We start from the raw sequence: 11232 nt of genomic DNA, 5'->3' as shown, positions 1-11232 counted from the left end.
AAGCGGGGCAACCCAACAGGAACCGTATAATGAAGTGATTGCCAGCAAGATCATGAAGCGGCTGGGCATCCCTCATGTTCCGTACACGTTGATAGAGCGGGAAGATTTCCCCTATAGTGTGTGTGAAAAATTCATTACCCCGCAGACGGAACTCATCACTGCCTGGTATGTGATGCATACCCAGCAAAAGCCAAATCATGTTTCGGTGTATCAGCATTACGTGAACTGCTGCGAGGCGTTGGGCATTCCCGATATTGCCCGGGCACTTGACCGGATGATGGTGGTGGATTATTTGATTGCAAATGAAGATCGGTACCAGAACAATTTTGGCGTGATTCGCCATGCACAGACGCTGGAGTGGATAGGGCCAGCCGATTTACGATAGTGGCTCGTCGCTCTGGTTTTCCAAGCCGCTTGGCTTGATTCGTGCAGACGGCAGGCTGACCTGTAAGCCTTTCAAGCAGGATCACAATGAGCAGATCAAACTAGTGACCTCCTTCGATTGGCTGGACTTGTCCGCACTGGACGGGATTGAAGAAGAGGTGCAGGAAATTTTCTGTGGTTCGCTCTTTGTGGATGAAGCTCGCTCGAATGCGATTTGTCTGGCTCTGCGCGAGCGCATTGAGCGATTGCAGGAAATCATTCATACTCGTGAGCCACAGGCGTGGTTGGATGACCATAGTACCGATGTGAAAGAGAATATTGAGTACAGTAGATTACTGGAAGCTGAAGAAGATTGAGACATAGCCGATTGGGGCTTTGATCATGTGCGTCTTCCGTTCGACTATGACTTGTTCGAGCATGATGACAAGCCTTACCTATACGAAGAAGAGGGATTGAAATGGCTGGATCAGGCTGTAGATTGGTGTCTATCGAGAGGGTTATCAGTCGTCTTGGATTTCCATCGCGCCCCGGGACAAGGCTATGATCGCGAGAAGCCAAACATGCTGCTCCATGAACGGGAACACTGGTTAAGGTATGTAGCCGTATGGCGCATGCTGGCTAAGCGCTTTGCCAGCTATGGCGAGAAAGTCATATTTGAGCTATTGAACGAAATCGTCGATCCATCGCAATATTTGTACAAGGCTCTCATACGAGACGGCCTGGCCGCCATCAGGGAATCCGACAAGCAAAGATGGGTGATTGTAGGCGGTAATTTGTTCAATAGCATTGATTCGCTAAAGGAGATCGAACTGTTCGAAGACCCTTATGTCATGTACAATTTTCACTATTACGAGCCCGTTGTTTTCACACATCAGAAGGCTTACTTTTGCGAGGATTTGTCTATTTACAATCAGGAAATCCACTATCCCGGAAGCTTTCCCGAATTGCAGCAATTTCTGAACAGCTATCCGGAGCATGCGGACAAAAACCATATGTACGTCTGGGAGCATAATACAAAGAACTATATGGAGAAGCGGCTGCAGGCTGCCGAACGTTTCCATCAGTATACAGGTAGACCACTTTATTGCGGTGAGTTCGGTGTAATCGATACAGCGCCTGTCGACAGCGCGTGCCGTTGGCTCAGCGATTTTAGGATTGTTCGACTCGATTGCCAATTAAGTTACTCATACGGCACATGTGGAGTCCAGTGTGTTACTTATCCGGAGATTGGCATATGGAATCACATTTATCTGATTTTTTGCAGAATCGTCCCAAAAGTTATCTAAGATAACTTTGAGGGACGCTTCTTGTTTAGCAGTGTAAAGGCAAGATATCAGGAAAAGGATGCAAAAATACAGTTTTTTTAAAGTAGCCATGAAAGGATGAACAAAAGCCTGCAATACTGCAGGAATAAGGTTCAGAATAGACTAGTTTGAAGAGAATCCTTAGAGAATGCCTGCACTATTGCAGCAATTTAGGGCATTTAGAGGCTTTACATAAACAAAGCCTGTATATTTGCAGGAATTTCAGGAATTCCGCATCATGACACTATTACATATGAGATACGGTCATAGAATGTGTGGCAGGATCAAGCGGTGCAGGGATCATCTTCCTTACACCACTATTTCTAGTTTTGACACTAACTTTGTATTTGCACGCTTCTTTCGTTAGCTCTTGAAAAACACGCCATTAGATGAAGCTGAGGACACAGCTCATGCAAATAAGCAAGCATGATAATCGCTTTCATTAAAATCTCCTTGATCTCTTTTAACTGTTACGACATTCACTTACAATTTGGATTTATTGACAAAGAAGTTAGTGGCTCTGTATAATGGTACTCAAAAAACCAAAATAGTACCCTTTGAAAGGTGATAAGCTACGAATGGAAGACAACATTTATTTTAAGATTTTGGAATTGTTCGGAAATAAAGGCCGTCACTTTACGACAGAAGATTTAGCGAGAGAGCTTGGTACCAGTAAGCGTACTATTTATACTCACTTTTCCAGTAAAAATGAAATGATTGATAAAACAATTGATTTTGTTTTCGGTGAAATCATGAAATACGACAATTCGATTCTTGAAAGCAATGAGTATAGTTTTCAGGAGAAGCTAGAGATGTTCTTTCATAATCTTCCTGACACCTATAATATTAGTGCAATCATCCGCCATAGTGATGATCTTCAGAAGTATTACCCTGAGTCTTGGAGGAAATTAAACGTTTATCTAAATAGCCTTTGGGACGGTGTCATACAGCTCATTGAGAGCGAGAAGGATAAAACAAAGAAAGTTAATACGGTTATCCTCAGATTAATTTTAACTGAAACGTTAAGAAAACTTTTAGACTATGAATTTGTTGCTAAAAACCAGATTAGCTTTGATTCCGGAAGTAAAGCTATGTATGATATCGTTTTATATGGAATTTTTAAAAGAAATGACAGTCAAAAGAAAGAATAATGAACATATTATGGAGACAAATAAAGGTGGGGAATATATGGACTTAAAAGAAAAAATACTCAACAAAACAATATATTCTATTAAGTTTAAACTGATTATTGCTGTCGTGATTGTACAGTGCCTCAGTTCCTATATCGGTCAAGGGGTAAATATGGCTATGCTGCGGGCACGCCATACATTTGAAGACATAGGCATAAGCACTTACCTGTTTGATGGTAGCGTAGGAATATTTATATCAACTGTAATCAGCATTTGTATATCGATTTTTATTATTGTATACATATATGATCGTTTAGTTTTGAAAAGGCTGAGAAAAGTTTTGAGGTTTACGAAAGAACTGGGAAATGGGGTTCTAAGTGAAAAACTGAACTTTAAGGGAAATGATGATATTAGCAGATTGGGAAACAGTCTGGATAAGGCTGCTTCCAATATAAAATTATTAGTATCGGAAATAATGGGGGCTTCCAATAAGATTAATTTATCAAGCGGAGATATCCTGGCATTAGTGAGCAGCTCTCATGAGAGTATTAGTACGATTAATGAAACCTCCTCAATACTTTCTCATGATGCTTTCCAGTTAATTGATACCGCGCACCAAGCTGATTCTTCCATTAATAGTATAAAGAAAGCAATGGATGAGCTTTTGCAAAGAGTAAAGGTAGGTGCAGAGTCCGCAAATGAGATGGAAAGCAGTGCTTACCAGATGAAACTAAAAGTTACAAATTCTCTTGAAAAAGCGAAGGCAACAAACAGTGAAATACAGGAGAAAATTCAAAATGCAATAAAAGCAGGCGAAATTGTAGACGAAATAATACTGATGTCTGATTCAATAAAAAATATCTCAGAACAAATAAACCTGCTCTCATTAAATGCCTCGATTGAAGCCGCAAGGGCGGGAGAACATGGCAAAGGTTTTGCAGTTGTGGCATCAGAAGTGAAAAAATTGGCTGGACAATCAGCTGATACCATAGCAAATGTGGACAATCTTGTGAATCAGGTGAGAGAAGTATTTAATAAGTTGACTATGAGTTCGCAGGATCTCCTGCATTATATTAAACATATCGTGAAGGAAGATTACGAGCTACTCCTTCAGAATGGCGATCAATACCAGAAGGATGCTAAAATCATCTCTCGCGTTACGGAAGAGGTTACATATTCTGCCGAGCTAGTTAGTAATTCTATTGAAGCAATAAGTAAAGTAATAAATCAGGTTGTTGATGTATCAGGAAAAACGTCAAATTCTACAGAAAAAATCAATACAAGCTTGTCTGAAATTAATGTGATTATGGATGGTTCCAAAAATTCTGTGGAAGGGCAAGTAAACTTGGTAGAACATTTGAAAAAGTCAGTGGAAAAGTTCGAAATTTAATCAAATAGCAAAATCATCATGGCGGATAAAACAGAAAGCAAGCCAAGCTAGAATCTTCTACGCAAGGCTTGCTTTGTGTTTTAAATGGAATAACGTTGTTTTCTACCATCAACCCTGCAGAAAATCAAGATGAAGGTCATAAGATAGTTTTTTTCGCAAAAACTATCTTAGAATCGACTTAGCTCTCATCCGAAGTTGATGCCGCTCTCCGCGGATCGCGTTTCCAAGCGCGTCAATGTTCTGATACAAGGCGAGACCGGAGAAACCGGCGTCGCCGATATGCTGGATATCCACTCCACAGGCTTTGCATGCCAGCGCAATCTTCTGCACAACTTCCTTGCTGGAGCTTTCCTGACTAGTGCCAATCGCTGACAATGTCAGCACTTTCCTGGCCGGGTCATCCACGGACCGGTTGTGCACATGGACAATTTCCACCAGCTTCATCAAATCTTCTTCCCTGAACTTGGGTACGGTGTAAACGGCCGGAAAAAGGATAATGTCGGCTCCTGCTTTTATGAAAGCCTGCACGGTCTCCTCATCGATAATCGGTTCGTCTATACCCGAACTGTGCATTTTGCCGGCAATGATCAAACCGTTGAAGTGCTTCCTGGCTTGAATGATCGAATGGCAGATCGCTTCATTCGTTACACCGGTGCCTGGATTGCCCGTCAGGCAAATAAAGTCGAGACCCAACTCATTGGCCTTGGCAAATGTTGCAGTGTTAGCCTTCCTTCCCGCACCGATTTCTTCTTTCTCATCCATGGTCTTTCGGGTATCGTCCACTGGCTCCAGATTAGCGCCGACCGGGCGCCCGGTCAGCTTTCTCAATGTCCGGACAGGCTGCTCGTCGGCGGAATCAATACCTGAAATCGCCGGCTTCTCTACATCAAATGCATTAAGCAGCAGCAGATCTGCGCCCGCAAACTTCGCGATCTCCCCGTTGGTCAAACCATCGATAATCGGTTCCTTTACAACGGCGGTTTCAGCGAGTACCGTTCTGCCCTCACTGGCATAAATCGACAATTTCAGCTCGTCTCTGCTCATGGCGAGCAGGTCACTGGCATCGCAGTTCAATAAGCGTTTGGTCATTGGTCTACCTCACCTTTGTTTTCTTCCCGAATAAATTGTTTATCCATGGCTCTAAAGAACGGATAATAAATAAGCACTGACACTGCGAGATTGACCACCTGCATAATTGAGCCTCTTATGCTTCCCGTTGCCAGGTAGCCGCTGATTAATGGCGGCATCGTCCATGGTACCGATACACCGTTTGTTTTCGGAACCAGACCAGTCGCCATCGCAAAATACGTCAAGATAACCATCGCAATCGGCGCCAGAATAAACGGAATGAACATGATCGGATTAAGGACAACCGGAACCCCGAACATAAGCGGCTCACCGATGTTGAACGCCGAGGGCATTATGCTTAAACGGCCGATGGATTTGTTTTGCTGGCTCTTGCTGAACAGGATAAGACAGATCGCAAGTGCGAAAACTGTACCTGCGCCGCCCATATGCACGAAGATATCGAAGAACGGCTGCGTGAAAATGTTGGGCAGCTCCTGCCCCGCCTGAAGGGCCAATCGGTTTTCATCCATTTTTTGCATCCAGATCGGGTTCATGATTCCGCCCATAATATTCCCGCCATGTATACCGGTCAACCAGAACACACTAATCAGCAGGTCATAGATAATGGCACCGAATATGGTTCCCCCCAGCAAGCTCAGCGGTTTGCCCAGAATGGTCTGAACCAGATCGTGCAGACTGCCGATACCTGTTGCATCCAGTATCCAACTGATGGCTGCAAAGAAGACGATGATGAAAAAACCGGGAATCAAGGCTGTGAAGGATTTCCCGACCGCTGGCGGAACGCCGTCCGGCAATTTGATGACAAGATTCCTCTTGATGACAAACCGGAAAATTTCGGTTGCGACAATCCCGATGACAATCGCGACGAACAACCCTTTGCTCCCCATTAGAGCAAGAGGGAGCCCGGCGGCATTGTCGGCTGACATGATATTGGGTGTACTGAGCAAATATGCGGATAAGGACAGGACCCCGACGGACATTCCGTCTAATGAATATTGATTCGCCAGGGAATAAGCAATGGTAAATGAAGCTAACAAGCCAATTAGACCAAATGTCCCGTTTACGATCAGTCCAAGTCGTTCCGCCCAGCCTCCCTCATTCATCAAATTTAGATACCATGAAGCCTCAATAGGCAAGCTGTTCAGAATAAGGGCGACCGACCCGATAATAATAAGCGGCATGATGAAGGAAATCCCGTCACGAATGGCCACCAATTGTTTGATTTGTCCGATTCTTCCAGCGAAAGGAGCGATCTTTTCTTCCATAAATGTTTGAACTTTGCTCATTCCATAACCCCCATATTTTAATTATCCAGTTCCAGATAGTCCAACAACAATTGGCAGTACATCATATTGGACCATGAGAACCACTCACGGGTATACAGGCTCTCATCGTTTACATCGAAGCTCTCATGGCATTGCATTGTCCCGGCTGTTGTTCCAACCAAAATGTCCAGAAGCCGCGCCTTTTCCTCCTTTGAAGTTGTAGTCAATCCTTGAATGGACAGGGCAATTGGCCAGATATACTGATCCGGTGTGTGCGAACTCCCGATTCCCGACGCCACAGCCCCGGAGAAATAGTAAGGATTTCGGTCGCTAAGCAAAAATGCCCGGGTGTTCAGATAAATCTCTTCTTGTGTATCGCAGTATCCCAGGTAAGGTGCAGACAGCAAGCTGGGAACATTGGCATCATCCATCAGTGAATAGTTGCCCAGCCCGTCCACCTCATAAGCAAACATTTTTTTACCGTTTTGATCATCTTCGACAATCCCGTATTTTTCAATACCAGCCTGAATCTCATCACGTAATCGGCGGATGTCTTCAACAAGCGCTTCCTCTTGATAGAATCTTGAAACAATCTCCGTCAAATGAGTAAGAATAACCACTGCAAACATATTCGCTGGAATCAAATATCCATACCGGCACGCATCATCGCTTGGGCGGAAGCCCGACCAGGTCATTCCCGTATACCCTACAGGCGTCCCTCTGCCGTCGTTGACCAGCGAATCTTCCGGGCGCTCATCGAACCGTTCAAACGAATAGTCTGACGTTTCATGTCGCTGTTCTTTTCTGAAGACAGCTACAATCTCTTTTACCGCTTTCAAAAAGGTTTCGTTAAAATGTTCTGTATATCCGGATTGCTCAAATAACAGATAGGCAAGTCTTACGGGATAACATAAAGAATCAACCTCATACTTGCGTTCCCAGACCCATGGCGACATCCTCGTTTTATCTGTTTGGTGTCCATGACTGTTGGGGCTCTCGTTGAAAGCATTTGCATAAGGATCAATCAAAATGTACTCACATTGCTTTTGCACAAGTTTGGCGATCAGCGTCTGGAACACTTTATTCGTTTTGGCTAGCACCAGATACGGTTGAATCTGGGCGGTAGAATCTCTAAGCCACATTGCCGGAATGTCCCCCGTGACAAGATATACCGACCCGTCCTCCAAAATGTTAAGCGTTCTCAATAGAGTGTCTGAAAAACAATTGCGAAACTGATTACCCCAGGCTTCTTTGTTCATTTGGCGGGTTTTCATGTCAACTAACTCCAATAGCCCGGAAATTCCATTCATAGCTTGATCTTTAATAACCTTTCCACTCCTTCCCATTCTTATATCCTTTTTTAATATCTTTATGCCATTTATAATATATTTGCAAAAGTATCTTTGTCAATGCTAAATTAAAATGGTATAATATATATATCATTTAAAGGAAGGAGCCAAACTTGATTTGAAGAAAAAACCGTTATATCAGAAGATTTATCAACAAATTAAAGAAGATATCCAAAACGGAAAGTATAAACCAGGAGAACAGATCCCAACTGAAAAAGAATTGATGGAGATCTTTGAGGTCAGCCGACTAACAGCCAAAAATGCCATGAATCTAATAGCCGAGGAAGGGTGGATCAACCGTGTTTCCGGCAAAGGGAGTTTTGTCAGCGAACTTGCCGCCGATCAAACCATCCGGGACGATACTGGAAATTCAAAGCTGATCGGACTGATCCTTGCCGGCTTTTCAGATAGCTATGGCACTGAACTGTTACGAACCATTGTTAATGAGTTGAACCAACGGGGGTATCATACCATTCTTAAGATTTCCAATGAATCTCAGGAGTTGGAAACCGAATATCTCAACGAGTTGGTCTCGTTGGGTGTTCGAGGAATTTTAATTTTACCCGTTCAGGCCGAGTTCCATAATCCGGCTCTGCTGAAAATAACCCTCAGCAATTTCCCGATTGTATTAATGGACCGGAAATTGGCCGGTTTGTCAGTCCCTTACGTCGGCAGCAATAATAAAGATGTCTCGAGCCAAATAACCAGCAGGCTTTTATCGTCAGGCCACAGCAAAATCTGCGTGGTTTCTCATAAAGATCTCAATAACTCATCAATAAACGACAGAATTGATGGAATTAAAGAGGCCTATATGGATAATCAGGTTTTATTGGATGCAAATTTTTGGTTGCTTGATTTGGAAACTTCCTACTGGAATCTTACTGATACGGAGATACTGGAAAAAGATTTTCAGAAGATATACAGGAAGCTTGCGGAGAAAGAAGGAATCACTTGTTTCTTCGCGCTGGACTATCTTAGCGCACAGATTCTATGGCATGCGTTGAACAAATTAGGCAAAAAAATTCCGGAGGACTACAGCCTGCTAGGCTTCGATGGCCCGTTTCAAGACTTTCTTTCCCCTTCATTCTCCCGGGTGATTCAAAACGAAAAGGAAATTGGAACAAATGCAACCGATTTGCTGATCCAGTTGATAGATTCCAAGCAATTTGACGCTAAGGAAGTTATCGTTGATACACGGTTTTTGGACAATCAATCGATTCGATCCATCAATAGAGAAATGATTCTGCCGTCAATGCAGAACAGCATTGAATAAGAACTGGCGGGGAGGATTAAGGAGGAGAGCGTATGTATCCCAGAATTGCAACAATCCTGCGTTACTTGCTCCAAGTGGATGCTCCGGTGAAGGGGGAATTTTTGGCCAGAGAAATCGAAGTTACCTCAAGAACGGTGCGGAGCGATATAAAGCTTCTGAATGACCTTATATCCGGGCATGGCGCCGAGATTCATGCCGTACGGGGAGCAGGTTATGAACTGCGCATCAAGGACCCTTCCTCCTTTCAAATCTGGCTGGAAGAGCAATTCTCGAATTCCATGCTTGGTCCGTTTATCCTTCCCGCAGACCGGGCTGATTTCATGATCAGAAAGCTGCTGTTGGCGGAAGACTATGTCAAGATCGAAGATATTGCGAACATTTTATATGTTAGCAAATCAACCGTTCAGAACGACTTGAAAGCAGTCAAGGAGAAACTGGGCAAATACGGAATCCAGGTACTAAAAAGACCAAATCATGGCATGAAAATCAGTGGTACAGAGTTTCAGGTCCGTTTCTGTATGTCGGAATATTTTCAGAACCATAATAGCGGCAAAGGTTTGACTTTATGGGAGAAGCCTTCCGGAATTTTTACTGAAAACGAGTTAAAGCTGGTTCGGGATATTGTTATCGTGAGTATGCGGAAGCATAACCTCTTTTTTTCCGACACAGGGCTGGACAATCTCGTTATCCATATTCTGATTGCCATGAAGCGCATTCGGGAAGGGCATCAGATTTCATCCCTGCCAGGCGAATCTGCCCCGGCCCGTAACTCAAATGAAGCCGCCGCTGCGCGGGAAATCGCGGCGGCGGTGGAAGCGACCGGAATTTCGGCTCCAGAAGCAGAGATTGCTTACTTGACGATGCATTTGCTGGGGACAGAACTGCTTCCGGAAATGAAAGAAGTCTTGAGGCAATCCAATGATTGGATGGACGAGGAATATTACATGTATGCCCGCGCCATGGTCGATGAAATTGAGATCAAGCTGAAGCTGGGTATCCACAACGATTCCGAGCTTGTATGGGGATTGGGCTTGCATCTTAAACCCGCGCTGAATCGGATACGTTTCGGCATGAGTCTGACAAACCCTATGCTGGAATCGGTCAAATCCGCTTATCCGCTTGCTTTTCAGGCGGGTATTATCGGTGCGGCAGTAATTCAGAAGCAAACAAGGCTGCCCATATCCGAAAACGAAATTGGCTATATTGCGCTTCATATCGGAGCCGCAATGGAACGTCTAAAGGGGAAGCCTGCTCCCAAAAAATGCATTATTATTTGCAGTTCAGGCCTCGGCAGCGCACGGTTGCTAAATCAAATGATCAACAAACATTTCGGCCCTCGTTTGGATGTCGTCGGTACCTTCGGTTATTACAATCTGGACAAAGCGCCGCTTGAGCAAATTAATTTTATTATCAGTACTGTAGCGCTTACTCAGGATTTTCCTGTTCCAGTCATTAAAGTGCCGACCCTTTTGAAGGAAAAGGATTTGCAGCAGATTCACAACATGATGACCGACCTCGACGTCATACCGTTCAGATTCATTCGCGAGGAGTTGACCTTCCTAAGGCAAAGATTTGACACAAGGGAAGAAATTCTGGAATTTCTTTGTAAGGAGCTGCGGTCGAAGCATTTGGTAACGGAGGCCTTTCTGGAATCAGTCAAGCAAAGGGAAGCCGTCTCCCCTACCTCCTTCGGCAATTTGACGGCGATTCCACATCCGATCGTCCCGCAGACGAAGGAGACCTTCTGGGCGATTTGTACGCTGACGAAGCCAGTAATGTGGGGGGACAAGCAGGTTCAGTTTGTTTGCCTGCTTTGTGTTTCGGAGACGGAGAAGGAGAATCTGACACATATGTACGATGTGCTGGTTCATGTAACGGAGAGCCCTGAACTTGTGGAGCAATTGATCAAGGCGGAATCCTATCTGGATATATCTAATATTTTTTTCCTAAAGTAAACGGAAAAAGAATCGGTTTAGTTAAAGTCAAACGTGAAATATACTTGTTTGAAAAGAATGTAATTGTTAATCATCATACTGTGTAAAATAATG

The 11232-nt window shown here is 44.0% G+C and carries 10 protein-coding genes; 7 read left to right on the top strand and 3 right to left on the bottom strand.

Translation table 11 applies throughout. The features are described from left to right. Nucleotides 1-34 precede the first annotated feature (34 nt). From BLS49_RS25155 to BLS49_RS03250, 5 genes are all read left to right on the top strand, one after another. Nucleotides 35-385, top strand: coding sequence for a HipA domain-containing protein (locus BLS49_RS25155; protein WP_245742249.1), 351 nt, complete (start codon nt 35-37; stop codon nt 383-385). 103 nt (nt 386-488) lie between these two features. Continuing rightward, complete coding sequence (locus tag BLS49_RS25150) at nt 489-740, top strand: hypothetical protein (protein ID WP_245742248.1); 252 nt, start codon at nt 489-491, stop codon at nt 738-740. A 3-nt stretch (nt 741-743) separates the two neighbouring features. Beyond that, entirely contained in the window at nt 744-1670 is a 927-nt protein-coding gene (locus BLS49_RS03260; protein ID WP_091226693.1) for a glycoside hydrolase family 5 protein, read from the top strand. Nucleotides 1671-2266: 596 nt separating this feature from the next. Further along, a complete protein-coding gene (locus BLS49_RS03255; protein WP_091226691.1) occupies nt 2267-2839 on the top strand; it encodes a TetR/AcrR family transcriptional regulator in 573 nt (190 codons plus the stop codon). Then, complete coding sequence (locus BLS49_RS03250) at nt 2799-4208, top strand: methyl-accepting chemotaxis protein (protein WP_217640023.1); 1410 nt, start codon at nt 2799-2801, stop codon at nt 4206-4208. Before BLS49_RS03255 ends, BLS49_RS03250 begins: the two co-directional genes overlap by 41 nt. Nucleotides 4209-4370: 162 nt before the next feature. Here the strand turns inward: BLS49_RS03250 and BLS49_RS03245 are convergent, their stop codons facing one another. The 3 genes from BLS49_RS03245 to BLS49_RS03235 are packed head-to-tail and all read right to left on the bottom strand — an operon-like array spanning nt 4371 to nt 7836. After that, nucleotides 4371-5297, bottom strand: a complete 927-nt coding sequence (locus tag BLS49_RS03245) for a DUF7916 family protein (protein ID WP_091226690.1) — start codon at nt 5295-5297, stop codon at nt 4371-4373. After that, nucleotides 5294-6583 carry a PTS cellobiose transporter subunit IIC gene (gene celB, locus BLS49_RS03240; RefSeq protein ID WP_091226688.1) on the bottom strand — a complete coding sequence of 430 codons (1290 nt, stop codon included), beginning with the start codon at nt 6581-6583 and terminating at the stop codon, nt 5294-5296. The genes BLS49_RS03245 and celB overlap by 4 nt, the downstream gene beginning before the upstream one ends. A gap of 17 nt (nt 6584-6600) precedes the next feature. After that, complete coding sequence (locus tag BLS49_RS03235; protein WP_245742247.1) at nt 6601-7836, bottom strand: glycoside hydrolase family 125 protein; 1236 nt, start codon at nt 7834-7836, stop codon at nt 6601-6603. Between the two features lie 193 nt (nt 7837-8029). Here BLS49_RS03235 and BLS49_RS03230 point away from each other — a divergent pair, with 193 nt between their 5' ends. Both BLS49_RS03230 and BLS49_RS03225 read left to right on the top strand, forming a co-directional pair. Next, nucleotides 8030-9184 (top strand): GntR family transcriptional regulator, encoded by a 1155-nt coding sequence (locus BLS49_RS03230; RefSeq protein WP_091226687.1) that lies wholly within the window; start codon nt 8030-8032, stop codon nt 9182-9184. A gap of 32 nt (nt 9185-9216) precedes the next feature. Beyond that, a complete protein-coding gene (locus tag BLS49_RS03225; protein WP_091226685.1) occupies nt 9217-11139 on the top strand; it encodes a BglG family transcription antiterminator in 1923 nt (640 codons plus the stop codon). Nucleotides 11140-11232 lie beyond the last annotated feature (93 nt).

The organism is Fontibacillus panacisegetis (assembly GCF_900102215.1).
In the GTDB taxonomy this organism is placed as follows: Bacteria; Bacillota; Bacilli; order Paenibacillales; family Paenibacillaceae; genus Fontibacillus; species Fontibacillus panacisegetis.
The sequence above is the reverse complement of the archived record's forward strand: the minus strand, read 5'-3'. Positions and strand labels throughout refer to the sequence as shown.

Bases quoted from the DNA above. Each gene is read 5' to 3' on its own strand.
- celB (WP_091226688.1), bottom strand. From the start codon at position 6,583: ATGAGCAAAGTTCAAACATTTATGGAAGAAAAGATCGCTCCTTTCGCT.
- BLS49_RS03235 (WP_245742247.1), bottom strand. From the start codon at position 7,836: ATGAAAACCCGCCAAATGAACAAAGAAGCCTGGGGTAATCAGTTTCGC.
- BLS49_RS03250 (WP_217640023.1), top strand. From the start codon at position 2,799: ATGGAATTTTTAAAAGAAATGACAGTCAAAAGAAAGAATAATGAACAT.
- BLS49_RS03225 (WP_091226685.1), top strand. From the start codon at position 9,217: ATGTATCCCAGAATTGCAACAATCCTGCGTTACTTGCTCCAAGTGGAT.
- BLS49_RS03245 (WP_091226690.1), bottom strand. From the start codon at position 5,297: ATGACCAAACGCTTATTGAACTGCGATGCCAGTGACCTGCTCGCCATG.
- BLS49_RS03255 (WP_091226691.1), top strand. From the start codon at position 2,267: ATGGAAGACAACATTTATTTTAAGATTTTGGAATTGTTCGGAAATAAA.